Consider the following 26,816-nt stretch of genomic DNA (forward strand, 5'->3'; position numbering starts at 1 on the left):
CTGTGTGGGTTACGCCACTGACGCAACCTTTGCACGCGTGTATGAGGCGTCGGCGACGTCACGCCCGTGGGTCGTAGCCTTCGCATCGCACCGCTTCAGTTACGACGACATCGCGGCGGCCCTTCGGGCTTTCTCGTTGGAAACAAGGCTCGTAGAACGGTTCAGACAGCGACAATGCCGCTTCTCGCCGACGGAACGGCAGGCGATCCTAAAGGCTATGGCCAAACTCGGCATAGAGGATCGCCTAGAGCGCACGACCGGCTACATCTATGCGTCCTGCTACATTTCCGCACCGCCAGGCGAAGCGCTCTGAGCTTGTCATGGACGGGCGATCCCCGCGCTTCCGTCTTACCGCCGCCGCTGCGCTCAATCCGCCGCTCGACGTCGGCAATCGTAATCAGCAACTGGAGAGCTGTCGTCTCCGTCAGGTCTGGGTTCACTAGTCCAGCCTGCCGCCGCCAGACACAAAGCAGGCTGCGGCTGATGCATCAGCCGATCGAGTATCGTCGTGCTCATGGTGTTGTCTCGCAGATATGTCCCCCAGTCCTGCACGACCCGATTGGAGGTGACGATGACATCATTGCCATCTGCTTGAGTTCGATGGTCGCAGCTATCGCCTCAAAGAGGCCGCTGAAGCCCTTGCCCGGGAAACAAAGTCAAATTAACAAATCCACCTCTGTCCTGTCTTGCGGGTGGCGGCGCGACTGGGCGCCGGCGGAGAAGGGGCGGATCGTTGCGGAAAGTGCGCAGCCGGGCGCCCACACATCGGCCGTCGCACGGCGTTGGGGAGTGATTACCGGCCATTGGAGGGGGGAGTTTGACTGACCCTACCCGGGGGAATTTGAAGTGACCCGCGGGGATTTGCAAGGAGCACAGGTGGATGTAGTGGGACAACAGTGATGCCAGGCGCTTCCACGCGGCGATAATGATCATCTTCGTGCCTATCTTGACGTGTGAAGCTGGAAGCAAGTTTGGCGCGGCAATTTGGGATTGGAGGACCAGTCGAATAGTCGAATTCGGCGAGCGTCAGTTTTTCATCGAGCCCGGATTGCTGATATCGCGCCGCTCGATAAGGCGGGATTGGCGACGATCCAGTTCGTCCTGCAGGATCAGGGAGAAGGTCTCGAGGAAGGGTTGGTTTGCGCCCTGCGCCTGCAGCACGCCACCCTGGCGTTCATTGCCGCCGGCGAGAACGCGATGCTGGTTGGCAAAAAGGTCCAGTATTTCGAGACCGATGACTTCTTCCACCGCCACGCTCTGAACGCCCTGCGCAACGCGAGGCCCGCATGCGAACAACCGCTGCCGCCAAGATGCGCCTTATCCGCTCCGCGATTCTCGCTCTAAGCTGCCCAAACCTAATCTGTTGTATTGGAATACGTCGCCGACCGAAGGTGTGGAAACAAACTGCCGTCGAAAATTTGATTGAGGTTCTTTGCGACGAAATCGGCAGCGCCGTTCTCGTCTTGACGCAACTCGCCGCAGCTGTTGAGGCCAGTGGTTACGAGAAGTGCGTCGAGCCCGGCAGCCTTTGCGCCCTTGATATCGGTATCAACCTGATCGCCGACCATCAAAAGACGGTCGGTACCTGCCCGAGCGATGCACTCTTCAAAAATCGCTCTTCCTGGCTTGCCCATAAACTCTACTGAGATTGGAGGAACTCCGAACGGCGCTAGTCCTGCCTGAAGCATTGGCCCTATTATGCTAGGTCCAAAGACGAGCGAGCCGTTCTTGCCAGGATAAATGATGTCCGCATTTGCCGCTATCATACGGGGCGTCTCGCCCGTCGCGATCAGTCGGCGTTGAAAGGTCGACAAGATATGATCGGCAGCCCGCTTAAAATCGAAACCTTCGTCATCGAGCACCACGAGTGTGTCGAATGTCTGGCCCGCGTCAGCGCAATGAAGATTTGGATGCTCGCCGAAAATGTCATGCGCAGCGTATGCACTGCCCACATATGAAACTATCCGCCCGGCTGCCAGCTCTTCGAGGACGCGATGTCGCGCAACACCTCCCGCGGATACGATACGGTCGACCGCCGGAATCGGAAGTCCCGCGCTGCGGAGACGTGCAAATATCGTTTCTTCCGATCCACTGCTGATATTCGTCACGATGTAGTATGGCTGACCGGACATATTAAGTCGGGCCAATATTTCAGCAGCGCCAGGCAGGGTTTCATTTTCGCTGATCAGGACCCCAGTCGCGTCGAAAAGTATCGCGTCATAGCAATCTGCCAGTGTCTGGGGAGGTGGGCTTTCGAGGGCGGCGGTTAGAGGACGCGGCGACTCCGTCCTTGGCTGAACCGCGCGCGCCTTAGAGGTCGGAAAGTAGCCGTGACCCACGACCCTCGCTTCTTCGGGTGGTATGCTGCCCTCGCACGTCTCGCTATAAGCCCAGGCCAGCCACTCGCATAAGATCGCCAAGTCTTCTGCCTCGACCGTAGGCCCCGCCCATATCCGAAATCCCGGCGGCGCGTCACCGTAGCTCCAGATGTCAAAAGCCGCGCCTTCGGCTTCGAGTAGACGGATCATCTCCGCAACGATTTCGCCGTCGTCCTCTTTCTCGCCGGCAGCGTGCTGCTCTCGCACAAGCCGAAGAGTAATTGAACAGGTGGAGCGTGCTGCCGGATTGGTGCAAGTCCAATCGATCCAGGGAGTAGAGTTCACCCAGCCGTCCATCACAGCATAATTATTGGCAACCCTTTTCAGAAGCGCGGGTAGTCCACCGCACGCTTCGGCCCAATCGAGCGCAGAGTGGATATCCTCGATGGCGAACATGCTGGGGGTCGAGATCGTGCGGCCGCCAAAGAACGCTTTGTTCACAGAGCCGTCGGCGTTGTGCAGTCTCAAGAGCCTGGCTACTGGCTTACGTCCGCCAGCTTTCAGCCGTGCCTGGGCCCGAGGCGAGAGCGCGATCATGCCATGGCCGCCTTCGCCGCCAAGCGCCTTCTGCCATGACCAGCACAGAACATCGATCCGCTTGTAGTCGATGGGCCTCGTATAAGCTGCCGAGACGGCATCCGCGATCACAAGCCCGGCACGGTCAGGAAGAATCCAGTCAAGATCCGGCGGACAGACGCCGCTGTTGGTGCCGTTTAGCACCAGAACGATGTCGTGATTGGGGTCGATCTTGCTCGTGCTCGGAAAATCTCCGAAAGCACAAATGTGCCGGTTTTGAGGGGCAAGCCCTAACGTATCGATCTCATTTGCCCAATACTGCGAGAAGTTGTCTGACAAGAATGTCTCGACTGGAGACGGGCCAAGCAGATTTTGTAAGGCCATGCTGCAGGCCCCAGTGCCTGAACCGGGCACGATTCCGCAGAGCCAGCTATCAGGCAGCTCTAGCAAAGAGGCCATGCGCCTGATTACTTCTCCTAGCCTTTCTGCTCCCTCGGCGCTCCGGTGACTCCGTCCAACATAGCGCAGCATAGTTGGATGCGCGCTCCAGCCGGGATGTTTGCGGCAAGGGCCTGATGAAAACCGCGGATCGGACGGGAGGACCGATGGTTTCACCACCGCGTTTGGCAGGGTCATGGCTTCCTCCAAATTGGGAAAAAGAGGCACCTCGACAGGGATATCTGCGATCAGGCGATGTCCTGCGCCATCAGCGCCGACAGCTTTTCATCGGCAAAACTCATCCGTTCATCGGCGCGAAGTTCCGAAAGGCGCCTGATAATGGCGGCGTCAGACAAAGCCCCGCCTTCACAAAGCTTTTGAACATAGGACGGATGGATGAAGTTTGAGCCCGCGAATTGATATGCCGCGCTGCTGCCCCAGCCATACCGTTTGCGAAGCGGATCGAAGTGACGCAAGACGTGCTCGAGGAGTGCCCGTTCCTTGGATGTTTCGAGGCGAGTGAGAAGCGGCAGGAGCTGCTCACTAGCGGTATTTCCTGCCCCGCGGCCCATGCCGGCCATGGTGCAGTCTATCCAGGCCGCACCCGCCACTGCGGCGGCAACTGAATTGACCACTGCATATCCGCGGTTGTCATGGCCGTGGAATCCAATGTCAGGCTCGATTCGATCCGCAAACCGGCCGATAATTTCCTGAACGCGAGTCGGCGTCATAGAGCCAAAGGAATCGGCAATATATAGCACGTCGATGGTGTCGATCTGCTTTATCTCCTTCAGGCACATCTCAACTTCTGCGGCATCTGCTGCATCGATCTGCATGAGATTCAAAAATACGCGGAAGCCCCTGTTAGACAACTCAGCGCAAATGTTCCCGCAGGCAGCCATGTTGCTGTAATGCGCCGCCACGCGGACGGTCGTGATACGTCCTGGCACTAGTCCTTCTGTCAGGCGGGTCACGGCAAGGGGTATAGGCAGTTCGCTCGCAAGCACATCCTTGGCATCGATCATCACGCATGCCTTGACCAGGAGGCCAGCAGCCACCTGGTCGGCCTTAGAGCTCGTCACACTGGCGAAATATCCCTGGCTCTCAGGCTTTCCGGCGAGCCCCAACTCGACCATGCGCACCGGGAGAGTGTTGATAGTAGCGACATAATCCGACACCAGTTCCGGCGCGAAATCCCAATTTGTGTAGTAGCCACCGTCGCGCAAGGTGCAGTCTAGAAAGTTCACTTCATCTGGTATTGTGTTTAACATTGCCCAGCCTTCTCAAATGCCGCCATAACATCGACGCATCCTGCATCAGCCCGCGGCGTAACCCCCATCGACATAGAGAATCTCGCCTGTTACGAATGATGCAGCTGGGCTCGCGAGGAAAATGTAAGGTCCGAAGTACTCGGACAGATCGCCGCGGCGTCGCATTGGAGTGAGTTCCATTGCGCGGCGCTGATAAGGGGTATCGAGATTAGGATGCACCCCATCCATGAAGTTGTTGATGAATCCAGGAGCGACCGCATTTACCCGGATACCCTTATTGGCCCATTCTACCGCCATGGTGCGCGTCAGTTGATTGACGCCACCCTTGCTCGCAGCGTAGACAGCTAGGCCCGGTATGCCCAGCGAACTGGCGATAGAAGAAGTCATGATGATGCTGCCGCCGCCTTGCTCCAGCATTGCTTGGGCGGCAAACTTCGCACAATAATAGTAGCCACGCAGATTGGTATCGACGACCTCGTCCCATTCCGGCTCTTCATATGACTGCGCTGGCTTAATGACGTCGATACCTGCGTTGCAGATCATCACATCGATCTGGCCAAACCGGTCGACCGTGCCACTGATCAGCAGCTTGCAATCGTCGTGCGACCGCACATCAGCGCGGATAGCCGTCACGTTGATTCCTTGGCCCGCAAGTTCGGCCTCTGCTCCGGCCAGCTCTTCATTATTGTGCGAGGAAAGGACTACCTTCGCCCCCAATCGTCCAAAGCAGGTGGCGAGCGACTTCCCTAGACCGCGGCTCGAGCCTGAAATGCAGATTACCTTGCCATCAATTCCGAAGATCTCTTGGTATCGTTCTGCGCCAATTATGGAATTACGAGTTGACTCAGACATAATTGATTAGCCACTCCCAGCTATGAATACACGCATGTGCGATTGAACGGCCGAGATCGATGACGGTTCTGTTTGCGTTGACTTCGTTCATGTGACGGCTCCTAGTGCGACGAGTTGTTCAGACGGTTGCACTCAGCCCACCATCGATGACGATCAGGGCGCCGCTGACATAGGCGGCGCGCGCGCTTGCCAAGAATGCAGCAACTGCTGCGAATTCCGAGGGGTCGCCAAGGCGTCGGGCTGGGGTCCTATCCTCGAGCGCACGAATGGCTTCGGCATGGTCGCCGAGGCGATTGGCTTCATGAATCGCCGTACTGTGTGCTCCGGGAGCGAGCACGTTTACGGTGATGCTCTCGCCCGACAAATCTTGTACGAGCGTGTGGCAGTAGGGCACCAGCCCTGCTCGTGCGACGCCCGACAGCGCGAAATGTGCGGGGGTCCGTACAATAGCCTCGGAAGCGAGCATCAATATTCGCCCCGCCGGCGAGCGCCGCAGATACGGCAAGGCAGCCGTAACAAGATTTATCGAAGGTAAAAGCACTCGGTCAAACGCATCGTCGAAATCCTTAGGCGTCATGGCCGAGGGTGGCCCGGCAGAAACGCCGCCGCAATTCGTCACCAAGATGTCGATACATCGAAAATGCTCTGCTGTTTCGGCAACCCAAGCTGCTGCATCCGCACAGTCAGTAACATCGGTCGCGCGCGCCAGCACTTCAGCGCCCGTGCTGCGCAACCGATCCTCCGCTCTTTCTAGTCGCGCCGGATTCCGCCCACAGATGGACAGGCGACAGCCTTCGTTGGCTAACTCCTCAGCTGTGGCCAAACCTAAGCCGCTGGAGGCAGCCGCGATCATTGCCACCTTGCCGTCAAGCCCTAAATCCATTTTCTCACCCAAATTAACATCACAATGCTTCTTGGCTCCGTTGCAGGCAGCCGAGCATGTACCGTGCCAAGCGAAAAAATCCGCTCAAAACAGCAGGATAGCCCTGCTGATAAAAATGTCGGTTTTGCTCTTACGTCGGATTCCCTCCATTTGTGTCGCATGTACGCCGATATGCCTTCCGGTTCTGAAGACAGCGTTGGGTAAGCAACAAGTTTTGCCCCCAGGCGAATTAAGTCATGTACAATGTCGGCCCTCACGACGCACTGGGCGGCGTGCCGCTCGATCGCCACCAATCGATCCCGATCCTCGCGAAGGGCAAGTGTGCGACCGGGCGCATCTGGACGTACGTGCGAGACGACCAACCGTTTAACGGGCCTGCGCCGCCGGCCGCGGTCTTTTACGCCTCCCGTGACCGGCGAGGCGAGCATCCGCCAGAAGCACCTGGCCGGGTTCAGCGGCATCCTTCAGGCCGACTGCTATAATGGCTTCAGTCCGCTGTTCGACCCTACGAAGAAGCAGAACCCTGTCACGCCTGCCTTTTGCTTCGCGCATGCGCGCAGGAAGTTCTTCGAGCTCGTCGACGTCTCCCGCAATCCCCGGCGAGGCCAGAACGCCAAGCCGCCGGTCAGGCGTATCGACGCGCTCTTCGACATCGAGCGAGGCATGAACGGCCAGCCTCCTGAGATCCGTCTTGCTGCGCGTCAAAAGCAGAGCAAGCCTAAGGTCGATGCATTCCGCCACTGGGCTGAAGCTCAACTCACGCGCATTCCGGGCAAAGGCGATCTGGCGCCTGCTTTCCGCTACGGTTTGAGCCGATGGTCCTCGCTCTGCCTGTTCCTCGAGGACGGCCGCGTTGCGATCGACAACAATGCCGCCGAGCGGGCACTACGTCCGATCGCAACCACCGATTCATACTGCACCTCTTCTTCAAACGTCCGGAAACAGGGACTTTTGGTTTTCCATTTTGATGCGACACGGGCCTCTGTGACGCGGAAACTGGGTCACTTGATCCTTTTCCAGGTCCGCAGCTCGTATTTGGTGCGGTGCATCGGGTACCACCTGCTCGGTAGGGAGCACGCCCTCCTTGATCAATCGACGGACCCGATGGGCAGTAACCCCAAGCTTTTTGGCGGCTTCGGTCAATGTGAGCCACTCGCCATTCTTTTCGGCGGATCGGTAGCCGTGGATTTTATGGACCGTGCGCAGTGCCCCGACACGGCGCCCAGTCCAGGTTTTGCCTTGCCCGGTCTGCATTCCCATCCGGTTGAGAGTGGCGGCAATGTCTGTGTCGGACCACCGGGTCGCCATAGACCGCATGACGGCAAGGGCGGCCTCCGGAGTACTCTGGCCATGTTCGCCAGCTTTGGGTTTGCGAATGCGCAGCAGGGAGTGCTGGCCGCCTTTCCAGTGGATCGTCAAAATGACTTCACGCTGCTCTTCATCGATGTCAGCAATGATATCAGTCACGAGAGCACGAAGGAGTTGCTGACGACATCGCATGTCGACGTTAGGTGCGCGCCAGGCGGCCTCCAGATCGGTGGCAATGCCAGCAAATTCGGGGACTGGGGTGACAAGATCGATTTGTCGCGCTTGGGCCAAACCAGCTTCACAGGCTTCCACGCGCCTGAGCGCTGCCTCCCAGCTCTTCTCCAGTTGGGCAGCGATCAGCCGGTTGTCAGGGTCGCAAGCAGCATAGCGACGTTCAGCGAGAGAGGCCTCGTATCGGGCTTGCTGCAAGTCCAACTCCACCATGCGGTGTCGTTCTTCCAGATTATCCCGATGCGCCCGATCAGCTTCCATTGCGGCCTCGATCGCCATCGGCGTCACGGCCCTCAATATCTCTTTGCCGATAGCAGGGTCGATGCGAGATGCGCCAAAAGTCATGCATCGTGGCTTGGCCAGCATCTGATTGATACGTTCGCAGCGGTAATAGGGATGCCCGGGAGGCCGCCCCGAGTAGACAACGCCCAACCGCCTTCCGCATCGGCCGCAGGTGAGCAGGCCCGCGAGCAACGCGCGGCCGCCACGACCAGACTTGATGCCGCCTTTATGGCCGAAGGCATTGACAGCGATGTGGCTGGTTCCTCTCAAACTCACTCCAATCGATATAGCCTTCGTGATGATCCTGGAGCAGCACGTCCCACGTTCCAAAGGGTTTGCCGTGGCCGTAGCTTTTACGCGCCCTGCCATCGACAATCTCGGTTCGCTTCTCGCTTTTACCATAGACATAGACCCCAGCGTAGAAGGGGTTCTTCAGGATCGAAATAACGCTTCGATAGCGAACCGGCACCCAGTCGAAGGACACCGTTTTGCGCCCGTCAGAAGGGCGAGGAAAATGGAAATTATCAGCCGTCAGCGAAATCAGCACCTGGCGGGCGCTGCCAAGCTCGCGGAAGCGCGAAAAGATGAGGCGGATCGCCTCTTGTACCCGCAAATCGGGATCAAGCCCCAGCCCATAGTCGCGGTGCCAGATATAACCGATCGGGACACTGAGACGCAGCTCCCCCCGCCGCGCTTTGGCGCGAGCCGCGTCAAGCATGCGCGTTCGCAAAATGCCGAGCTCAAACTCGCTGATACTGCCCTTCATGCCCAACAACAATCGATCGTTAGGCCGACAAGGATCGTACACTCCGTCGAGATCTATGACGCGCGCTTCAACCAGGCCGCACAGTTCCAGGAGATGGTGCCAATCCCGGCCATTGCGAGAAAGACGCGATGCGTCGAGGCAGAGCACTGCGCCAATTTTGCCCGTGCACAGGCCGCTCACCAGTCGTTCGAAACCAGGGCGGTCTACAGCACCGCTGGCGGTACGACCAAGGTCATCGTCGATCACATTGACATCACGGAAACCCCAGCGTCGCGCGACATCGACAAGTTCATATTGTCGCCGCTGGCTCTCCAGGTTGTTCTGGACACTGACCCGGGGTCGACTGTCGAACGTAGACCACAGCTTTGCGCTTCAGCACCGTGGCTGGAAGGAGATTATTGCCCGTCATCGCTCGTCTCCTTCGTCGCGACGCCGGCCGCGGCCATCAGGAGGGTCGCCAGCCTGGCGACAACGACGCTTCGTTCCCCGTCGCTCAGGCCTCGCATCTGCGGCGTATCGAACGGCATGCTCAGCTGCTGGGTCAGCACTGGTAATGTCGGGGGTAGTGGTAAAGCCTTCATGGCGCGCCTCCTGGATGGCCGTGAGTCCATCCCTCGAAGTCTGCCTGAAACCGCGCTCGGTAAGCAGTCTATGAAGCTCTACAAGCCCAATCACCGCAACGCGCGGTTCGCCCATCTCCATGTCGGCGCAAAACGCCCGATCCAGCATCCACTCCGCCCGGCGCTCGAGCTCGGCGGAAAGGTCGATGGCGCGCAATGCGGCGTGCGCGTGTGCGGCGAGCAGACCCTTCACCCGCTCGGATCCCACATCGATCCCGGTTGCAGCAACAACGGTCGCCGCTCTGCGCGGCCGAGTCGAACTCATGCCCAGGGCTGCCTCAGTGCCCAGCAGCGGCACCGGATGGACCCAGCCCAGCCGCTGCGCCAGCAGGGCGTCGGCGAGCCAGGATCCAAAGACGCGCCCGAAGCCGTATAGCTCGGCGCTCGCGATGGCGCGGGTCATCATTCCCACTGTCCCGTCACTGGTGGCGATCTGGCGAAGATCATCCATTAGGGCGCTCACGCTCTCGTCGTCACGAGCGAGACCGAGGTCATCCAGCACCGCGCCGATGCTCGCCTCGGTCAGCAGCTTCTCCACAGGGGTGCTCACCAGCTTGCGCCCGGGCCACAAGCATCCTGCCGGCGGGGCCGACCGACAAAGAATCGCCCGGTCGTGTGAGCAGCACGGCGTCGCGCAGGGCCGCTTCATCCTCGACGCGTCCCGCCTGCCGTGCGGTCACCGCCGCCGCGGCCAGCGCCAGCCGCTGCCGCCAGGCGCCGGCCCATCGCTCCTGCCGGCGGATCACCGCGTCGAGTGCGCCGAGTGCAGCGCCGGTGGCGAGCGCTACATCCTCGCCGTCTTGTCCCGCAAGGCTTTGCGCGTCCGGGATGGCTCGGCGCAGCCACATCGGCACCGGCGCTGCCGGGGTGGCAGCGATAGCGCCGAGGAGCGGGCCATGGTGGCGTGGAGCGGGTTTCGGGCGCAGAATCATCGTCTATGATGATGAATCACAGCGGCGCTTTTTACAATCCATTCGCAAAGAAACCGCCGCGCCTGTCGACGTCATTTCATGTCCGGTAAGCTTGCCTTATCGCACGTGGACTACAACAGTCCGACCCCATAGCAGCAATCGCCATATCGCTCATGAAAAGCTCATCGGCGGCCGTGCCGGCCTGAGCCATTACCCCCAGAAGTCCCGGCCCGGGGCGACCCAAAGACGGGGAGCACGTCAGCTCTGACCTTGTCACGGCACTCAAGGCAGCAGCAGCGATATGGCTCGCATTTGATCGCGTTGGAGCAAATCTGCGGATTCATTTGTCACCTCATCAAGGTCTGGCGGCTCGGATCCAACTTCCTTGCAACTGTCGAAACGCTCAGCCCTTTGACCAGCTCGGCTAACGCAGCCAGACCGCCAGATCAGAAAGAGCACGCTTGCGAAATACGCCAGCTGAAGGAGCAGCGAACAAGCCAGCGTCGCGACGACTCCTGTGCGGATGGAATGAGAAGCGAAGTAGACAATCAGAGCCGTGCCGCACAGCACCAGCCCCAGGACGCGAAAAAAGATTCTAAAGGGCACCGCCGTTCTCCTGGTTTTGTCTCCTCAGATCATGCTGCGACCTGGTCGGCCGCAACATGGGTCTGGCAGTTCTTCGGGCAGACGCGGCCGCAGGCTCCGCAGCCAATGCAGCGGCCGGCATGGTCGACGACCATGATCATGCGATTGAGCTCGCCGTCGAAATCGTCGTCTTCGCCGTCGCAGACGCCGAGGATTTCACCCGCGTCATCAACGCCGTAAAGATGCATGACCTCGCGCGAGCAGACTTTGAAACAGCGGCCGCAGCCGATGCAGGTCGTGCCGTCTATAGCGGTGAGATATTCCGGCATCCATCCGGAGCCGTCGCGGGTGGTGAATGTGCTCCTCATCGTAACTTCTTCATTGCACCGAGCTCTCTCCTGGCACCATCCAACTCGGCAAAAACGGCGGACGTTTCCTTGGCAACGTCCTCTATCTCCGCCCATTTTCCCGGGAGATCCTCTGCAAGGTCGCGCAATTTCATCTTGGCAACTGCCGCGCGCAGCTGAAGCTTTCGGACTTTCTTCCCCATCTCATCTAGCTTTGACATAGATCCTTCCTCGAAATCGGTTTCTTCACGCCCGTGCCTCGTCGGGATAGGCTTCAATGGCTGCAGTCGCATCGTCGACCAGTTTCGTACCGGCCTCCGCGAGCTTCCTGAACGTCTCGAAGCCGAACCGGTGGATGTCTCGACAGAGCGACCAACCGCCCGGCCGTGAAAAGCAATCGTCCGAAGCCCCCATGGCTTTCATCTCCATCATTGGCGATGTCATCAGGCCGGAGCGCTCCTCGATCGCAAGCCCGACGGCCGTGTAGAACATATCGAGCCTCCACAGCACGTCCGGATCGGGATCGCCGATGATGGGATCGCACGGCGCTGTTTTCTGGTGATGATGAAGTCGCCCAGCAGTTCGGCGTCCGATTTGCCTTTCCCACGAGCGATAGGAGTCTTGAGCACGGATTACCCGCACGAGGCATCTGACAAAAGGCACGGCAAGGGCCGCCTCGTCCGCGTTGATAGCCCGGCTGACCAGCATCAGACATTTCGCCTTCTCCTCATTTCGGTCCTCTTCCTCGAAGCGCGATGTCTGTTTTCTGGCACGCCTACTTCGGGCACACTTGCACAGCCGACGCCCGGCGCGGCGCGGCTGATTCCACGCAATTGACGTCCCTTTGGCCGACCTTGAACACGTCCTCGGCTGCGAAGTCTTCCACGCGAATTCGCGTCGAACATCACTTCCGCCGCAATGCGGCCGGAGGCCATGAAGATTCGAGCCTCGGTCCTGCTGCAAACGATCGACCAAGTGCTGCATGGACCCTCCTTGCTGCGGTCACGCGAGGGAAATGGACGAATTGGCCAGTAAGCAATTTCGACCAATCACCCTTTTTTATCTTTCTTTCTTGGCCGACCGCGCTTTGGCACCTTCGGGAAACTGTTTTGCGCAGCGGCAAAGAGAGCGCCGCAACACGCCTTCGCACCCCTGTACTTGGCGAGGGCCTGCAGCAAATCCGGCAGATGCTGCTCTTTCACTTCGGCCGGGATAGGGTCCGGACCGTCTAGCGACGTCAGTGCCAGTTCGACCAACTCGATCGCGCGATCATTGTTGCCGTTCTTATGATAGTATCGGGCGACCGCGGGATAGGACCGGAACTTAGGACTGTCGCCTTGCGGGGGATTCAGCGCCAGGATGTGTTCGGACAGCTCCTTGCCCATCGCAAAGCGCTCAGCAGAAGGAAGGCGCGAATGGTCATTGGCCGGATGGAAAAGTTGGTCTAGCGCGGAAACCATCCAATCCTCGGAATTTTTGTCGATCGCGTCGCGAACCAATTCGCGCATCACGGGCAAACCGGTCCACATGTCTTGAATTTTGTGAAGCAACAGATGTGCATGAGCCAGGCGGAAATTGAGGTCGTCCGGCATCAAGGCAATGCCCTCTTCGATCGCCCAGAGCGCCGTCTTCCAATCTTCCAACTTCACCGCCGCCCAGAACCTGTCATCGATCGGCTTCTTCAACGCTTGTTCGCGCGCCAGGGGTTCGCTTGTGGCGATCCGCTCATGATCGGCGGCTTTCGCCTTCTTGCTGGTACGCCAGCTGCCGTTGAGCACTTTCGGCAAAACCTCACCGAGTTGGCTCGGATGACCGATAAAGGCGATGCAGCCGTCTCGGTCGACTACGAACGAGGTCGGAACCCCGACGCAAAAGCTGGGTTCCCTCCAAAGTTTCTTCATTTCGCCTGTGAAGTCGAACGCAATCCGATGATTCAGATCCGGGCACTTTTCGGCCAACCACGCGTCCAACTTGGTCCGGGCCTCGACGGCCGTTGGAGCGTCTTCATCAGCCGCGATCCCGACGACCTCAAGTCCGCTGTCCTTGTATTTCTCCTGTAGCCGCATCAGCTCGAGCATCTCCGCCGCACATAGTTCGCACCAAGTTGCCCAAAATTCGACGATATAGACTTTGCCGGGCTGGAAGTCCGCAAGGGGCTCGCCACGCAGCCAGTCCTCCACTTTGATCGAAGGAGCCGGAGACCCCATCCGCAACATCATCTTGCCCTCCAAAGCTGTTGCCAAAGGTTGCGTGACCTTATGCGCAAGCTTGTTCCCTCTTTGAGACGGGGCACGAGGGTTAAGCGAAGAGAGACCATCGCTCGTCTTGCGCATCTGCGTGCAGTCGGCCTTCACTCAGTTTTGCTGAATCTGAATTCGCAAAGGCCGTGCCAACGCGCTCAGCGTGCGGTAAACGCTTGATAATACTAAAAAAGCTTCCGGGGGCGCCGAGATAGGCGGTTGTATTAGTCGCGACATGTTTTCTGCCACTGTCAGGTCTTGGACACGCATCACCCGCTTCCCGTCGGCACAGAAGCGTGGTTACGGACGTCTCGACATAGGGACGAACAGATGCATGACCGTTGGCTACCGCCAGCCTCGTCATCATCGTCCCGCCGCAAGCCTTGCTTTAGCTTCTTGCCGTTTCGGTCGCTCAGGTGGTAGCGCAACGCCATTGCGATTGCAGGCGCCGCTCCATCCGAGCATCGCCTCTGCCCTACCTCTTCCGCTTTGCGCTTGAATTCCTGGTGGCGACGCAGGAGTTCTTCACGACGACGCCCGTCATGTCCGGCTGCGGGTCGCGAGTACCGTCATCGCCAGATGATGATCGTGGCGAAGAGGCCAGGATGAGTGCCGGCGTGCCGGGCCGGTGACTCTCCCGGATTCCTACTTTTGTTGTTCTATGTCCCTGTGCACAGGCCCTATAGGGACCGCCTGGTGCGAATGTGAGCGTTGTGGGAATTGACCGGCCTCAAGGCCACTCGGTCGCCACGCGGTGGGCCGGGCAGACTGAAAACGCCGAAGATGCGGCCGCCCTCGCCGCTGACCCGGCTACCATCCCAGGCGATGACACGTGATTGATGCCACCGTTCGCGCCGAGGGCCGGCAAGAGCGCGACCGTCGGCCGGTGCCTTGGCCGCTGCACGGTTGTTGCGTGTTCCGTTCCCGGCCAGTGGTGAGGGAAATCGTGATAACGCCAATACGATGAGGCTACGGTCCGAACGCGGCCTGCCGCGCTGAAACGACTCTCTTTCTCGACCTGACGCCGGCTCGAGTATTGGTGTTTTGAGCGCATTGAGGACGCCTGGGCCTCAGCCCGGCCGTTTGTCTGCGCGTTACCTTGTCTCGGCGAGCAGACACCGAGCGCGTTAGAGGCGTCCGGCAATGTTCTTCGCGCCGGCGCTTGCAAGTTGCTTATGAGCTTCGCGAAACTTGCTCGTTTCCGGCGACCTTTCTCCGACTTCGCATCAGGGTGACCAAGGGGAGTAGAGCTTGGAACAGCATCGGTGCTACTGCGGAACCAGTCAGCGAGCCAAAAACAGCGGCAATGGCGGCTTGCCAACTATCCATCTTGTCACGCCACCGAAGAGCCGCTCGCGCAGCCGGCGGCTGCCATAAGCGCCCATGACGATCACGTCGGCAGACGTGTCGATTGCGTGCTGCGCTAGCACCGTGGCCACCGGTTTGCCGCGGCTCGCCAGCCGATCGACCGAAACCCGAGCACCGTGCCGAGTGAGATAGGCAGCGATGTCGGCTCCCGGCTCGGCGCCGTTTCCGGTGCAGGTCGCCTCCGGATCGACGAGTGCGACACGAACTTCCTCAGCACCGGATAGCAGATCCAGCGCTTCCCGAACCGAACGGGACGCCTCGACTCGCGAATCCCAGCCGACCAGGACGCGCCGTGGAGACAGAGTCGCCTCAGCGCCCTCTGGCACGACAAGAACCGGCTTTCCGGTGTCGAACAGGCTGCCGTTGATAACAAGGGGACCGATGTTAACATCGTTGAGAAGTGCGGGGCCGACGATTGTCAGGTCGGTGCATATCGCCCGCTGTCGCACCGCGTCACCGATGCTGGCCTGATCGCAGTTGGCAATATCGACATCATAGCACCGCCACGTGGCTCTCAGCAGTTTGTGAATTCCCTTGGATGTTTTTTCCCAACTGGCCGTGTCCTGTGAAAATCTCTCGATTTGCCTGTACCGCTTTTCCAGTGCGGCAATGGCGTGGGCGCGTTGTCTAGGCCATTCGGGGATGCCATCACCCAGCAGCGGAGGCGACATAACGAGAGGCGGAGGCGACATAATCAGAACGGACAAATGTGCGCCGACCTCGGCGCACAAGCTTGCAGCTGTTCTGACGTCGCGATCGGAGTGGTCAGTTCCCGCTACACTGAGTAGGCTTTTGAAGGCCATCTGACTGCTTCCCCCTGAGTATGTCGCGCCCGTAGCGCGTTTCGAAGCCGCAAGACTTGCCTTCCAACGAAGATGGAGAGTGGCACACCATCCGTTCGCGATTCAGTCGTCCGGCTTCTCGAGCGAGTAGCCGGCAGACCTGACGGTACGAATGACGCTACCTGGCGAGGCCGCCTTCAGCGCCTTTCTTATCCGGCTGATATGGACGTCGACAGTGCGTTCACCGACATGGATATTGTCCGGCCAGGCCGCGTCGATCAGCTCGTCTCGGCTGAAGACCTTGCCGGGAGCCTCAAGAAATTGCCGCAGCAGGTTGAATTCGAGAGGTCCGAGATGGATGTCGTGGCCATTACCTTGAACCCGGTGAGCATCGAGCTTCATCTCAAGGCTCCCGCAAGAGAGCCAGCTGCCGTTTTTTATCCCGTTTGAACCCGGCTGTGGCAGCGCCAGCTTCGTGCGTAGACAGTCAAGCAGCTTGGCCGGCGCGAAGGGCCGCACAAAGCTCTCGTCAACACCTGCCTTCAAAAGATCGAGGTGCTGGTTCTCAGCGCCGGGCGCGATCAACGCAATGACGGGCAGGCGGCCGGTCCGGGGCTCCCCCTTGAACCGGGCGCAGATTGTGGAGCCTGCCGCGCTTGCTGGCCCGCAGTCCAGGACTACCGCCTGGAGTTCCCGTTGATCGGCCAATGCAAGTGCTTCCTTCACGCCGCCTGCCGGCTCACTCGTGAAGCCGTCCACCCCCAGAATGTGGCTGAGGAACAGATACAACTCCGCATCTTGCGAACAGATCAGTACCACTGGCTTCATCAGCGCTACCCCAAGAACCACATCGGCCTCGACCGCCTCGATTGAGAGGGCTAGCCATCGCATGTCCTCAAGACCTGACATGATCCCCTCGATCGAAAATCGGTTCCATCACGCCCGCGCCACCTCGGGATAAGCCTCAATGGCTGCGGTGGCATCGCCGGCCAGTTGGGTACCGGCCGCGGCGAGTTTCCAGAACGTCTCGAAGCCGAACCGATGGACGTCGCGCAGGGTCTTGGACAGAACGACCAGTCGCCCGGCCGTGAAAAGCACGCGCCCGAAGCCCTCGTGGCTCATCTCCATCATCGGCGATGCCATCAGGCCGGAGCGTTCCTCAATCGCAAGCCCGACGGCGGTGTAGAACTTATCGAGCCTCCACAGCACGTCCGGATCGGGATCGCCGATGATTGGAATTGCACGGCGCTGTTGCCTGGTGATAATGAAGTCGCCCAGCAGCTCGGCGTCCGATTTGCCTTCCCAAGACCCGTGGGAATCATGAGCTCGGACCAGCCGCACGAGGCATTTGACGAACGGGGTGGCAAGGGCCGCCTCGTCTTCCGCGACAGCAGGGCTAACCACAGCGTCTGACATTTCGCCGCTCCTCGTTTCACTGCTCGTCTTCGAAGGACGGTTTCTGTTTGCCGACACCTGCCTGTGCCAGCACTTTGCGCAGCCAGGGGGGAGGACACGTCCTGAGCATCATCTGCGTGCGCAACAGCACCTCTTGAATAGTTTCGGGCTGCGGCACTTTGATCGGATGAATTTTTGCTGAAACAAGTTTGGCTGCCGAAGGTCCGCCGATCGCCAGACAAAACAGGAGATGACAGCCCTTCAGCGCCTCCACCTTCGGCGTGATGCGGTCATCGCCCTCAGTTCGGTGCTTCCCGCTCTCGTCGGAAACGTCATCGAAGGCTACGGCTTCGATGAGATTCCACTCCTCGCGTCCCACGTCGTAGACAACAAAGCACCTGGCCGAACCGAAATGGGCGTTGAGGTTCTTCATGTCCTGGGTGGCGATCGCTACGCGCAATGCGCCGGCTTGCCGTTTCGGCGTCGGTGCGCGAACCTCGTCAGTGACGAGCGAGAGGCGACGAACGGAGCTCATCTGGGATTTCTCTCTTACGGAGTGGGTCAAGCGCCTCAGGCGTCGGCGCGTGCCGGTTGGCTTCAAAAATGTTGGCAACGTCGAAGATCAGGTCGCGGGTCCCCCGGTAGAGGATTGTGAGCTTGTGCTGGGCCCCGAGCCGGTCGAAGATCGGGAAGCCGACCCGCATGAGCGGAATGCCGAGGCGCTGCGCCGCCTGGCGGCCGTGGCAATGAGTGACGAGAAGATCGGCGCCGGCGCCAAGGGCTTCCAAATCGCCGAGGTCCCCAATTTGAACCGCCTGCGCCGGTACTTCCTCCAGAATTTTCGACATAGCGGCCGTTGTGACCGCCGCCGCGATTTCGGAGCCCATGCCGATGAAGAAGCTCGCGAGTTGGTAGAGTTGGTCTGGTTCAGCAGCGATCGCAATTTTCTTGCCTCCAAAGTGGAAATGTCCGTCGAGCAACGCGTCCTGCAACTGCGCCCGGCGACGGCGCACCCCAGCCGGCGCCGCCGCGCCCGAAATCGCGCATAGCAGCGAGACGAACAGGTCGGCGTCCCTCAATCCAGTCAGCGACCGGAACAGCACGTAAGGCACGCCGGTCAACCTATGCAGCAGCTCGGCCGGGCGGCGCATATGCTCACCGATCACGATGCATTGCTCGGCCGTGCCAAGCTCGCGGATATCCTCGACGCTGGTGCCGCCATAGGTGGTCGTGACCCAGCGGTCGGGCACCGTACCGTCGAGCGAGCCGGAGACGTCCGGCAGAATCACGGGCCTCAGTCCAAAGCTTTCAATCATCTCACGCAAATGCTCGATGTCAGCCACAGTGAGGTTCCAGCCGGGCAGGATCACGATCTTCTTCGATTGCCGCGCCTGCTCGCCGGGCCGTGTAATTCCTTCGATCATCGCGGTAACAGCTTTAGCCCACCCCTCTTCGATCGCGCCGTCGAAATCCGGTGTGTTGGCCAGAACCACCTCCGTACCTGCGAGTTCTTCCATGCGCTTCAGCCTGATATTGGCGACATCCCCTGCACAGTCTTCGCCCCGGGTTTCCACCAGCGCCGTCGTGCAGACCCCGATCAGTGTTGGCTTTGTGCGGGCCTTGAGGTTGAGGATCGCCTCTTCCAGATGGTCCGCCCCGCCGAGGATCGTCGCCACCTCGTCCATCGCGGTTGTCTGCAACGGAATGGCTTCCTTGAAATGTCGCACGAAGAGCACGAGCGCGAAGCTGGTGCACCCCTGGCTGCCGTGGAACAACGGCATCGCGCCGTCGACGCCAAGAAAGGCCAAGGCGGCACCCAGCGGCTGCGATGACTTCAGCGGATTGACCGCCGCCGCCTTGGTCTGGGGAAGGATGCGGACCATCTGCTTTCCTCAACACTCGCCGAAATCATCGGCCGTCGTGCCGACGAATTCCTGGACAACATGCAAAGTCGCGGTCTCGCTTTTCGTGCGCGGCCGTTCCTCCCTCACCGCAGGCTGGCAATCCCATGGTGCCGGCTCCCGCACCTGCCCCCAGATCGGGTTGTGAATGGCCAGGTCGATCTGGCGTACGAGTTCCACCATGCCGTCATAGCCGGCGTAAGGGTGTTGGCGCTCCTGGTTGATATCCAGCCAGGGTGTCTTGGCCTTCAGCGCGACGAATTGCGTGCGCCCGCCTGATAGCAGGATATCGGCCTTGTGTTCGGAGAGCATGGCGTAAAGCTCGCGCGCTGCCATCTGCTCGAACATGTGGTTGTCGTCCTTGAGGATCTGCTTGATGCGCTCCTTGTCTTCGACGGTCGACTTCTTGACAGAGGTGCCGACGATCTCGATCCCGATGTCCATCAGCGCATGGACGACCGACCAGGACTTCACGCCGCCAGTGTTGAGCAGCACGCGCTTGCCTGCGAGCCTCGGCCGGTAGGCCGCGAGCTTCTTCCAAGCGATCGCCTCTTCCTCGGCAATCAATACCTCGGTGCGGCCGAGGATCTCCGGATTGGCACCCTGCTTCACGAGCAGCTGAGATATCTGTCGGAGCGCTTCAGACGTGGCGCTGATGCCGTAGAAGGAGCCCTCGAAAAACGGGATGCCCCAGCGCTGCTCCATCTTGCGGGCGAGATTGATGAGCGCGGTCGAGCACACCACCATGGCCGCCCGGGCGCGGTGCGCGCAGGCAATGTCGAAGTAACGCGCGTCACCCGGAATGCAGGCGCGCACCCGGATCCCGAGCCGATCCAGCAGCGGCTTCACCAGCCAGAACTCGCCCGAGAGGTTGAATTCGCCAAGAATGTTGATGTCGTAAGGGCCGGCATCGTCGGGCTCGACCGTGCCGATGACATGCTCGAGCAACGCCTCGCCGGCAAGCTTGTTGCCGAGATTCTTGGAGCCGACGAAGCCCGGCGCATTGACCGGCACAACGGCCAAGCCGAACTTTTCCGCCGCGCGCTTGCAGACAGCCTCGATGTCGTCGCCGATCAGCGCCGTCACGCAGGTCGGATAGACGAAGATCGCCGGCGGCCCATACGCTTCCTTGATCTCGCGGATCGCTTTGAAAAGCTTGCGCTCGCCCTGCCCCATCACCACGTCGAGTTCGGTGAGGTCGGTCGTGAAGCTTGTGCGCCACAGGGTTGGCCCGGACGAAGCCGCACCGCGGTTGTCCCAGGAATTGCCCTCGCAGGCGAGCGGCGCATGGATCAAATGCGCAACGTCGGTGATCGGCTGCAGCACGATCTTGGCGCCATCGAAGGCACAGCCGCCGGCCGCCGCCCCGGGGGTCAGTGGCTTCGAACAGCCCTCCTTGCGCGCCTTGGCATCTTTGCCGCGGTTCTTTTCGCAGCCAGGCTCGTTGAAGACATCCTGGATTTTGGCTCTGAGCAAGGACATTGCGTCGGTCTCCAAAGTCCCTCGGGAAGACGATCGGCCAAAGCCGACCGTCAAGCTTAGCGGGTGAGGTCATACGAATAGTCCGTCACGCCCGTCTCGCTTGTCTCGCGATCGAGCTTGTCGAAGATCTTGTCCAGGATCGTCGTCAGTACGCGCAGCCCGCCTTGGTAGCCCATCAGCGCAAACCGATGGTGATGGTGGCGATCGAAGATCGGAAACGTCAGCCGGATCAGCGGCGTGCCCGTGTCGCGCTCCAGATACTTGCCATAGGAGTTGCCGATCAGCAGGTCCACCGGCTCGGTGAAGAGCAGCGAGCGCAACGCCCAGAGGTCCTTGCCCGCCCAGACTTGAGCACCCTTGCCGAAGGGCGATGATGCAAGCAGCTCCTTCAACTCGGCTTCCCACGCCGAGGTGCCGTTGGTGGCGAGGCAATGGGTCGGCTCGCCGCCCGTTTCCATGATGAAGCGGGCCATGCCGTAGACAAAGTCTGGATCGCCGTAGATGGCGTATTTCTTGCCGTGCAGCCAGGATTGGCTGTCCGCCATGGCGTCAACAAGTCGGCCGCGCTCCAGGCGGATTGCCTCGGGGATTTGCTTGCCGGAAATCGCGGAGACCTCCATCAGGAAGTCGTCGGTCGCCTGGACGCCGAGCGGGTAATGGAACGAGGCCGTCGCCTGCCCTACCCCCTGGCAATACTCGAGTGTTTTTCGGGTGTTGTAATGCTGTAGCGAAAATGTAGCCTCGGCGTTGAGTGCCTTCCTCACGTCTTCGATCTTCGTGCCGCCGTCATACATGCGGTATTCGCCGTCCGACGGCGTGTCGAACTGGTCAGAGGCGTCTTGGACCAAGGTATAGGACACGCCTATCAGGTCGAGCAGGCGCTTGAGTTCCCGGTTGTTGCCAACACAGAATCCGTCGAAGCCCGGAATGACGTTGATGGTCCCCTCGGCTTCCGTTCGCTCCTCGCCTTTCCAGAAATGCTCCAAAATCCCCTTGACCGCAACGTCATAGCCGTCGACATGGCTGCCGACAAAGGCCGGCGTATGGGCGAATGGGACGTCGAAGTCGCGCGGGACCGAGCCTTCGTCCTTGGCGTTCTCTATGAAGCTGTGCAGGTCATCGCCAATGACCTCCGCCATACAAGTGGTCGAGACGGCAATCATCTTCGGGTCGTAGAGTTGGTACGTGTTGGCGAGCCCATCGACCAGGTTCTTCAAGCCGCCGAACACTGCCGCGTCCTCGGTCATCGAGGAGGAAACCGCCGAAGCAGGCTCCTTGAAATGGCGCGACAGGTGCGAGCGGTAATAGGCCACGCAGCCCTGGCTGCCGTGGACGAAGGACATGGTTCGCTCGAAGCCTGCGGCCGCGAACACCGCGCCGAGCGGCTGGCAGGCCTTGGCGGGGTTCACGACAAGCGCTTCGCGAGCAAGGTTCTTTTCGCGGTATTCCCACGTCTTGGTGAATTCGCCTTGGTCGGTAACGATCTGGTCCGGGTGCGGACATTCGAAATTCAGCCTCTTCTCGGCGAGCATCTGCCTGTATTCCGGCTCGCGGAACAGGGGCGCGTGGTCGAGAACTTTTTCAGCCGACTGCGGCATGGGTGGTTACCTCTTTCCATCTGGCCCGCCATACGGCGGCACAGGGACGTCGAAACGTTTCAGGTCTCCCGCGGACGAAGGGCCACAGGCATTCACGGCCTCCCGGCTTCCGGGAGGCCAGGGCTTCATTCGGCTGCGATCGCCGCCGACGGCTCGGCTTTTTTCTTCCAGGGGGCGTCGTAGAGGTTCCAGACCGGGTTGTTGATGGCCAGATCCATGTCGCGGGCGAAGATGGCGAAGCCGTCGTAGCCGTGATACGGGCCGGAATAATCCCAGGAATGCATTTGACGGAACGGTATGCCCATCTTCTGGACCGGGTACTTTTCTTTGATGCCGGAGCCCACGAGATCAGGACGGATCCCTTCGATGAACTTCTCCAGCTCGTAACCAGTCACGTCGTCATAGATCAGGGTGCCCTTCTTCACGTAGTGGCCGGTGCGCTGATAGTCGTCGTTATGGCCAAATTCGTAGCCAGTGCCGACGATCACCATGCCCAGGTCCTCATATGCCGTGACGACGTGACGGGGGCGCAGCCCGCCGACATAGAGCATCACCGTCCTGCCTTCGAGGCGCGGCCGGTACTTGGCGATTACGGCATCGACCAACGGCCGGTATTTGGCGATGACCACCTCGGCCTTGGCCTCGATTTCCGGCCCGAAGTGCTTGGCTATCTTGCGCAGAGAGGCTTCGGTCTGGGAGGGGCCGAAGAAATTGTATTCCATCCAGGCGATGCCATACTTTTCCTCCATGTGCCGGCAGATGTAGTTCATCGACCTATAGCAATGGATGAGATTTAGCTTCGCCTTTGGCGCCCGCTCTATTTCGGCCAGCGTAGCGTCGCCCGACCAGTTGCCGACCACGCGCAGGCCCATCTCCTTAAGCAGGATGCGCGAAGCCCAAGCGTCGCCGCCGATATTGTAGTCGCCGACCACGTTGACATCGTACGGGCCGGCCTCGAACTCGATGTCCTTCTTCTCGAACACCCAGTCGCGGATCGCGTCGTTGGCGATGTGGTGGCCGAGGGATTGCGAGACGCCGCGGAAGCCCTCGCAGCGCACCGGCACGATTGTCTTCTCGTGCTCCTTGGCCTTGTTGCGGGACACAGCTTCGGTGTCGTCGCCAATCAGCCCGATCGGGCATTCGGATTGCACAGTCATGCCCTTGTTCAGCGGAAACAGTTCCTCGATCTCGTCGATGATCCGTTCCAGCTTCTTGTCGCCGCCGAAAACAATGTCCTTCTCCTGGAAATCGGAGGTGAACTGCATCGTGACGAATGTGTCGATGCCGGTCGTGCCGACGTAGTAGTTTCGGCGTTGCGACCAGGAATATTGTCCGCAGCCGACCGGGCCGTGGGAGATATGGACCATATCCTTGACTGGACCCCACACCACGCCTTTCGAGCCGGCATACGCGCAGCCGCGAATCGTCATCACGCCGGGGATGGACTTGATGTTCGATTTGACCTCGCATTCGGAAAGGACCTCGCTTTCCTCGCCGGCCTCGTCGCCGCTCTTTGCGACGCTGAGGTGCTTTTTGCGGCGCTTCGCCGACTTGTCAGGATATTGCGACAGCACTTCCTCGATAAGCCTCGCATGGAGGCCACCGTCATTCTCGTATTCCAGGCTCATGGGACCCCTTTCAAGGTTCAGGGTGACGCCTCACCGACGAGGCGCCGTTCTTTGAAAGGCGCACCAGGTCAGGCGGCGCCTCATGTCGGCAGCAGTCGCTACTGTGCGGCAGTCTTGGCCGCTTCCTTGACCTGAAGCTCGGCAAGCATCTGCTCGTCGGTCTTCATGATGCCGAAGTCGAGCAGCATGTCCTCGAGCTCCTCCATGGTGATCGGGGTCGGGATGGTGCCCTGGCCCGAATTCCCGTGAATCTTCTCGGCCAGCGCTCTGTATTCCCCGGCCTGCTTCGAGTCCGGCGCATACTGGATCACAGACATCTTCCTGAGCTCGGCGTGCTGGACGATGTTGTCGCGCGGCACGAAGTGGATAAGCTTGGAATTGAGCCTGGAAGCCAGCGCTTCGGCGAGGTCGAGCTCGCGGTCGGTTTGGCGCTCGTTGCAGATCAGGCCACCGAGCCGCACGCCGCCCGAATGGGCGTATTTCAGGATGCCCTTGGCGATGTTATTGGCGGCATAGAGCGCCATCATCTCGCCGGACATGACGATATAGATTTCCTGGGCCTTGTTCTCGCGGATCGGCATCGCGAAACCGCCACACACCACATCCCCGAGCACGTCGTAGGAGACATAGTCGACATCGTCGTAGGCGCCGTTCTCCTCGAGGAAGTTGATCGAGGTGATCACGCCGCGGCCGGCGCAGCCGACACCTGGCTCGGGTCCGCCCGACTCCACGCATTTGATGCCTTTGTAGCCGACCTTGAGCACGTCCGCGAGTTCCAGGTCTTCCACCGAACCTTCCTCTGCCGCGAGATGCAGGACCGTATCCTGCGCCTTCGCGTTCAGGATCAGGCGGGTGGAGTCGGCTTTGGGGTCGCAGCCGACGATGAGGATTCTCTGCCCGAGGTCGACCAGGGCGGCGAGCGTATTTTGGGAGGTGGTGGACTTGCCGATGCCGCCCTTGCCGTAAAAGGCGATCTGACGCAAACCTGACATGTAGCTTTCCTTCCTTCGTTCCCATTCATCGCGGCTGCCGCGACTTGAATGCCGGTCGGGCAGCTCTAGCCGCCTCGCACCTAAGGATCTCAAGACTCATGCCAATTTGGCTGATCCAACCGAAGAATAATTTCATGGTTGCTTTTCAGGGGTTTAGCTTGAGTTGCAAGAAAGGATCGTCGGAACAGCCCGTGTAGCGGACGCGACATTGGCGACACAAAGCGTCGGATCGCGATCCTCAGTCACCGAATTCGTTTGCACCGCGTCGTTATGTTGAAGTGGACGAACAGCATCTCAACCTACTTGCGGGAAGCTGCGAAAACTTTCTGTGCCAGCGAGCTGACGTGCTTCGTCTCGCGTGTCCTCGTCGAGACTGCGTAGAATCCTGCGCGCGACGCTGGCATACCATCGGTCCGCGGCCACTCATCCGGTGCGACAGGCGGATGGTCCCGCTATATCAGCAATTCGAGGGGACTCGGTTTACTTCTCGGCGCAGGAGTTCAGTATCGGCGTCATCGCCTTCACATGTCCGTCGATCCGCTCGAGCACTTTCGCTGCGACAACGTCGCGCTCAGGCAGATGCCACCAGTACTCGTTGACGAGTTTGACCGTCTCGACCACTGCCTTCAGGACTGCTGGCTCCGGAAGCCGTGCACGGTTCGCAAATGCTTTCCATCGCGGTGCTGCTAGCGCCTTGAACGAGCGCTCTCCTCCAAGCGACAGCGCCATGGCGTCGGCGGGAATATATGGCACGGTGGACAGGAGGTCGTAGATTGGTGAAAGCGCCGGCTTGTCGCCGTTTCTGGGATAGATCAAAGACCAGTTCTTCAGGTGCATGTCGCCATTGCCGGTGATGACGGTCAGTGCCAGGCGGCGGACGAACTCGAGAGCCGCCGTAGGCGAGACGGCCACGCCAAGAGCCAAGGCTATGTCGTGATAAGCAGCCCCCTCATATTTGCGCGAGGGGTATACACCGAAGACCTGAGCGAAATCCTCGATGTGTATCCTCTCGCCACCGGCGCCGCGATCGAAGCGTTTGACGAGAAGGACCTTGCCGTCAGACAGCGTGTTGAATTCTTCGGGAACGCCCTCAAAATCGGACTTCTCGACCAGTTCGCATTCAGGAACGTCCATGCCGATTGCTGCTGCCAGCGCCAGGTTAGCGAATTCGTTCTCGGAAACGCTCTGAAAGGCCGTCGAAGGGAACTTGGCAATGTACCGGCCCTGCTCGTCGTCCATCGGCAAGGTAAGGCCGCCGCCTTTTCCAATGTTCTTCATGACCGACAGCTTCATCTGCACGCCGGCAAGCGAGAACCGTGCCTTGGGCTGATCCTTTGAAGCATCCTGTGAAACCGCTATCGCGCCGTCACTGGGCAACGCCCGTACGGCTCCCGGCAGATCGGCGCCCAGCGCCGCTAAAAGGTCGAAATCATTGCCTGGCCGCACATTGCCTTCGTGGTGCCTTTGCATCGCCTCGCGCAATTTCTCCTCCGGCAGGAGGTTCGCGAAGAAAGCGGGCAAGGCGCTTGCCAGAGGCTTCGGATCTTTCCGCAATCCTCCCGTCGCTGCCCGGAACGACAGGCTGAGAACCGGAAAGCCGCCCGTCGCGCGGTAGGCCTCATCGAAGTTGAATGCATTGAAATCGCCCGGCGTCCTGACGATTGTGCCGATCTTCACTGCGTTCAAGAGCACGTCCAGCGACGGGATCGTCTTAGGTGCGCGAAAGACTGGAGGCATGATCGTCATCGTCAGGTTGAGAAACAAAGGCGGGTCGATCGTCATCATCATGCGGACGCAATAGTGCCTGGACAGCCGGCACCATGACTTGCGGAACCAGCATCATTTCCAGACCGAGCGCGCGAGCGATATTCATGAGCGTCGTCGCACGCGCGGCTGCGGCTCCCTTTTCGATGTCCCGATATCGGGGACGGGATATACCCGCCAAATCAGCGACCTGCTCTTGCGTCATCGCAGCGGCCAGCCTCGCCTGCCTGAAAAGCCCACCGATTTCCCGTAGAATTTCCGATTGAGAGTCCATATGA

22 protein-coding genes and 6 pseudogenes are annotated in these 26,816 nt (G+C 60.0%); 3 read left to right on the forward strand and 25 right to left on the reverse strand.

Going from position 1 to position 26,816, the window contains the following annotated elements:
- A pseudogene (locus NKJ26_RS22615) lies at positions 1-313 on the forward strand (hypothetical protein); the annotation flags it as partial.
- A 170-nt stretch (positions 314-483) separates the two neighbouring features.
- Here NKJ26_RS22615 and NKJ26_RS22620 read toward each other — a convergent pair.
- Positions 484-579 (reverse strand): annotated as a pseudogene (locus tag NKJ26_RS22620) (ATP-binding protein); the annotation flags it as partial.
- On the opposite strand from NKJ26_RS22620, the pseudogene NKJ26_RS22625 reads away from it, so the two are divergent.
- A pseudogene (locus NKJ26_RS22625) lies at positions 576-665 on the forward strand (ATP-binding protein); the annotation flags it as partial. The pseudogenes NKJ26_RS22620 and NKJ26_RS22625 sit on opposite strands and share 4 nt — an antisense overlap.
- Before the next feature lie 285 nt (positions 666-950).
- Here the strand turns inward: NKJ26_RS22625 and NKJ26_RS22630 are convergent.
- The 5 genes and pseudogenes from NKJ26_RS22630 to NKJ26_RS22650 all read right to left on the reverse strand — a co-directional run.
- Positions 951-1,170: pseudogene (locus tag NKJ26_RS22630) on the reverse strand (ATP-binding protein); the annotation flags it as partial.
- A gap of 185 nt (positions 1,171-1,355) precedes the next feature.
- Positions 1,356-3,233 (reverse strand): HAD-IA family hydrolase, encoded by a 1,878-nt coding sequence (locus tag NKJ26_RS22635; RefSeq protein ID WP_352697236.1) that lies wholly within the window; start codon positions 3,231-3,233, stop codon positions 1,356-1,358.
- A 347-nt stretch (positions 3,234-3,580) separates the two neighbouring features.
- Positions 3,581-4,603 carry a hydroxymethylglutaryl-CoA lyase-like TIM-barrel protein gene (locus tag NKJ26_RS22640; RefSeq protein WP_352697238.1) on the reverse strand — a complete coding sequence of 341 codons (1,023 nt, stop codon included), beginning with the start codon at positions 4,601-4,603 and terminating at the stop codon, positions 3,581-3,583.
- A 45-nt stretch (positions 4,604-4,648) separates the two neighbouring features.
- Complete coding sequence (locus tag NKJ26_RS22645) at positions 4,649-5,455, reverse strand: SDR family NAD(P)-dependent oxidoreductase (RefSeq protein ID WP_352697240.1); 807 nt, start codon at positions 5,453-5,455, stop codon at positions 4,649-4,651.
- A 118-nt stretch (positions 5,456-5,573) separates the two neighbouring features.
- Complete coding sequence (locus tag NKJ26_RS22650) at positions 5,574-6,350, reverse strand: SDR family oxidoreductase (protein ID WP_352697241.1); 777 nt, start codon at positions 6,348-6,350, stop codon at positions 5,574-5,576.
- A 281-nt stretch (positions 6,351-6,631) separates the two neighbouring features.
- On the opposite strand from NKJ26_RS22650, the pseudogene tnpC reads away from it, so the two are divergent.
- Positions 6,632-7,235 (forward strand): annotated as a pseudogene (gene tnpC, locus NKJ26_RS22655) (IS66 family transposase); the annotation flags it as partial.
- Positions 7,236-7,265: 30 nt separating this feature from the next.
- Here tnpC and NKJ26_RS22660 read toward each other — a convergent pair.
- From NKJ26_RS22660 to NKJ26_RS22750, 19 genes and pseudogenes are all read right to left on the reverse strand, one after another.
- Positions 7,266-9,334, reverse strand: a pseudogene (locus NKJ26_RS22660) (recombinase family protein).
- Positions 9,331-10,083 carry a DUF1403 family protein gene (locus NKJ26_RS22665; protein WP_352697243.1) on the reverse strand — a complete coding sequence of 251 codons (753 nt, stop codon included), beginning with the start codon at positions 10,081-10,083 and terminating at the stop codon, positions 9,331-9,333. The pseudogene NKJ26_RS22660 and the gene NKJ26_RS22665 overlap by 4 nt, the downstream one beginning before the upstream one ends.
- Positions 10,037-10,393, reverse strand: coding sequence for a DUF1403 family protein (locus NKJ26_RS22670; RefSeq protein WP_352697245.1), 357 nt, complete (start codon positions 10,391-10,393; stop codon positions 10,037-10,039). Before NKJ26_RS22670 ends, NKJ26_RS22665 begins: the two co-directional genes overlap by 47 nt.
- Before the next feature lie 345 nt (positions 10,394-10,738).
- Complete coding sequence (locus NKJ26_RS22675) at positions 10,739-11,062, reverse strand: exopolysaccharide production repressor protein (protein ID WP_352697247.1); 324 nt, start codon at positions 11,060-11,062, stop codon at positions 10,739-10,741.
- A gap of 29 nt (positions 11,063-11,091) precedes the next feature.
- On the reverse strand, positions 11,092-11,409 hold the full coding sequence (fdxB, locus tag NKJ26_RS22680) for a ferredoxin III, nif-specific (protein WP_352697249.1): 318 nt from the start codon (positions 11,407-11,409) through the stop codon (positions 11,092-11,094).
- Positions 11,406-11,609 carry a CCE_0567 family metalloprotein gene (locus tag NKJ26_RS22685; protein WP_352697250.1) on the reverse strand — a complete coding sequence of 68 codons (204 nt, stop codon included), beginning with the start codon at positions 11,607-11,609 and terminating at the stop codon, positions 11,406-11,408. The genes fdxB and NKJ26_RS22685 overlap by 4 nt, the downstream gene beginning before the upstream one ends.
- A gap of 25 nt (positions 11,610-11,634) precedes the next feature.
- Positions 11,635-12,096: a DUF269 domain-containing protein gene (locus NKJ26_RS22690; RefSeq protein WP_352697252.1), complete on the reverse strand. Its 462-nt coding sequence runs from the start codon at positions 12,094-12,096 to the stop codon at positions 11,635-11,637.
- 341 nt (positions 12,097-12,437) lie between these two features.
- Positions 12,438-13,607 (reverse strand): TlpA disulfide reductase family protein, encoded by a 1,170-nt coding sequence (locus NKJ26_RS22695; protein ID WP_352697326.1) that lies wholly within the window; start codon positions 13,605-13,607, stop codon positions 12,438-12,440.
- 1,304 nt (positions 13,608-14,911) lie between these two features.
- Positions 14,912-15,799: a universal stress protein gene (locus NKJ26_RS22700; RefSeq protein WP_352697254.1), complete on the reverse strand. Its 888-nt coding sequence runs from the start codon at positions 15,797-15,799 to the stop codon at positions 14,912-14,914.
- 102 nt (positions 15,800-15,901) lie between these two features.
- Positions 15,902-16,687: a winged helix-turn-helix transcriptional regulator gene (locus tag NKJ26_RS22705; protein ID WP_352697256.1), complete on the reverse strand. Its 786-nt coding sequence runs from the start codon at positions 16,685-16,687 to the stop codon at positions 15,902-15,904.
- A gap of 27 nt (positions 16,688-16,714) precedes the next feature.
- Positions 16,715-17,194: a NifX-associated nitrogen fixation protein gene (locus NKJ26_RS22710; RefSeq protein ID WP_352631456.1), complete on the reverse strand. Its 480-nt coding sequence runs from the start codon at positions 17,192-17,194 to the stop codon at positions 16,715-16,717.
- Positions 17,195-17,210: 16 nt separating this feature from the next.
- Positions 17,211-17,708: a nitrogen fixation protein NifX gene (nifX, locus tag NKJ26_RS22715; protein WP_352697328.1), complete on the reverse strand. Its 498-nt coding sequence runs from the start codon at positions 17,706-17,708 to the stop codon at positions 17,211-17,213.
- Positions 17,674-19,056 carry a nitrogenase iron-molybdenum cofactor biosynthesis protein NifN gene (gene nifN / locus NKJ26_RS22720; RefSeq protein WP_352697258.1) on the reverse strand — a complete coding sequence of 461 codons (1,383 nt, stop codon included), beginning with the start codon at positions 19,054-19,056 and terminating at the stop codon, positions 17,674-17,676. Before nifN ends, nifX begins: the two co-directional genes overlap by 35 nt.
- 9 nt (positions 19,057-19,065) lie before the next feature.
- Positions 19,066-20,556 carry a nitrogenase iron-molybdenum cofactor biosynthesis protein NifE gene (gene nifE, locus NKJ26_RS22725; protein WP_352697260.1) on the reverse strand — a complete coding sequence of 497 codons (1,491 nt, stop codon included), beginning with the start codon at positions 20,554-20,556 and terminating at the stop codon, positions 19,066-19,068.
- A gap of 56 nt (positions 20,557-20,612) precedes the next feature.
- Entirely contained in the window at positions 20,613-22,154 is a 1,542-nt protein-coding gene (nifK, locus tag NKJ26_RS22730) for a nitrogenase molybdenum-iron protein subunit beta (RefSeq protein ID WP_352697262.1), read from the reverse strand.
- 125 nt (positions 22,155-22,279) lie between these two features.
- On the reverse strand, positions 22,280-23,782 hold the full coding sequence (gene nifD / locus NKJ26_RS22735) for a nitrogenase molybdenum-iron protein alpha chain (RefSeq protein ID WP_352697264.1): 1,503 nt from the start codon (positions 23,780-23,782) through the stop codon (positions 22,280-22,282).
- Between the two features lie 98 nt (positions 23,783-23,880).
- Positions 23,881-24,774, reverse strand: a complete 894-nt coding sequence (gene nifH, locus NKJ26_RS22740) for a nitrogenase iron protein (protein ID WP_023763052.1) — start codon at positions 24,772-24,774, stop codon at positions 23,881-23,883.
- A gap of 480 nt (positions 24,775-25,254) precedes the next feature.
- Positions 25,255-26,511 carry a type II toxin-antitoxin system HipA family toxin gene (locus NKJ26_RS22745; RefSeq protein WP_352697266.1) on the reverse strand — a complete coding sequence of 419 codons (1,257 nt, stop codon included), beginning with the start codon at positions 26,509-26,511 and terminating at the stop codon, positions 25,255-25,257.
- Positions 26,486-26,812: a helix-turn-helix domain-containing protein gene (locus NKJ26_RS22750; protein WP_352688265.1), complete on the reverse strand. Its 327-nt coding sequence runs from the start codon at positions 26,810-26,812 to the stop codon at positions 26,486-26,488. The genes NKJ26_RS22745 and NKJ26_RS22750 overlap by 26 nt, the downstream gene beginning before the upstream one ends.
- Positions 26,813-26,816 lie beyond the last annotated feature (4 nt).

It is taken from the genome of Mesorhizobium sp. M0152, from assembly GCF_040322415.1.
In the GTDB taxonomy this organism is placed as follows: Bacteria; Pseudomonadota; Alphaproteobacteria; order Rhizobiales; family Rhizobiaceae; genus Mesorhizobium.

Coding starts and splice junctions, on each gene's coding strand:
- NKJ26_RS22670 (WP_352697245.1), bottom strand. CDS start 10,393: ATGTGGCTGCGCCGAGCCATCCCGGACGCGCAAAGCCTTGCGGGACAA.
- nifN (WP_352697258.1), bottom strand. CDS start 19,056: ATGGTCCGCATCCTTCCCCAGACCAAGGCGGCGGCGGTCAATCCGCTG.
- NKJ26_RS22700 (WP_352697254.1), bottom strand. CDS start 15,799: ATGGCCTTCAAAAGCCTACTCAGTGTAGCGGGAACTGACCACTCCGAT.
- NKJ26_RS22705 (WP_352697256.1), bottom strand. CDS start 16,687: ATGTCAGGTCTTGAGGACATGCGATGGCTAGCCCTCTCAATCGAGGCG.
- fdxB (WP_352697249.1), bottom strand. CDS start 11,409: ATGAGGAGCACATTCACCACCCGCGACGGCTCCGGATGGATGCCGGAA.
- NKJ26_RS22745 (WP_352697266.1), bottom strand. CDS start 26,511: ATGCCTCCAGTCTTTCGCGCACCTAAGACGATCCCGTCGCTGGACGTG.
- NKJ26_RS22750 (WP_352688265.1), bottom strand. CDS start 26,812: ATGGACTCTCAATCGGAAATTCTACGGGAAATCGGTGGGCTTTTCAGG.
- nifK (WP_352697262.1), bottom strand. CDS start 22,154: ATGCCGCAGTCGGCTGAAAAAGTTCTCGACCACGCGCCCCTGTTCCGC.
- NKJ26_RS22690 (WP_352697252.1), bottom strand. CDS start 12,096: ATGCTGGTCAGCCGGGCTATCAACGCGGACGAGGCGGCCCTTGCCGTG.
- nifD (WP_352697264.1), bottom strand. CDS start 23,782: ATGAGCCTGGAATACGAGAATGACGGTGGCCTCCATGCGAGGCTTATC.
- NKJ26_RS22685 (WP_352697250.1), bottom strand. CDS start 11,609: ATGTCAAAGCTAGATGAGATGGGGAAGAAAGTCCGAAAGCTTCAGCTG.
- NKJ26_RS22640 (WP_352697238.1), bottom strand. CDS start 4,603: ATGTTAAACACAATACCAGATGAAGTGAACTTTCTAGACTGCACCTTG.
- nifH (WP_023763052.1), bottom strand. CDS start 24,774: ATGTCAGGTTTGCGTCAGATCGCCTTTTACGGCAAGGGCGGCATCGGC.
- NKJ26_RS22695 (WP_352697326.1), bottom strand. CDS start 13,607: ATGATGTTGCGGATGGGGTCTCCGGCTCCTTCGATCAAAGTGGAGGAC.
- NKJ26_RS22710 (WP_352631456.1), bottom strand. CDS start 17,194: ATGTCAGACGCTGTGGTTAGCCCTGCTGTCGCGGAAGACGAGGCGGCC.
- nifE (WP_352697260.1), bottom strand. CDS start 20,556: ATGTCCTTGCTCAGAGCCAAAATCCAGGATGTCTTCAACGAGCCTGGC.
- NKJ26_RS22645 (WP_352697240.1), bottom strand. CDS start 5,455: ATGTCTGAGTCAACTCGTAATTCCATAATTGGCGCAGAACGATACCAA.
- nifX (WP_352697328.1), bottom strand. CDS start 17,708: ATGAGCTCCGTTCGTCGCCTCTCGCTCGTCACTGACGAGGTTCGCGCA.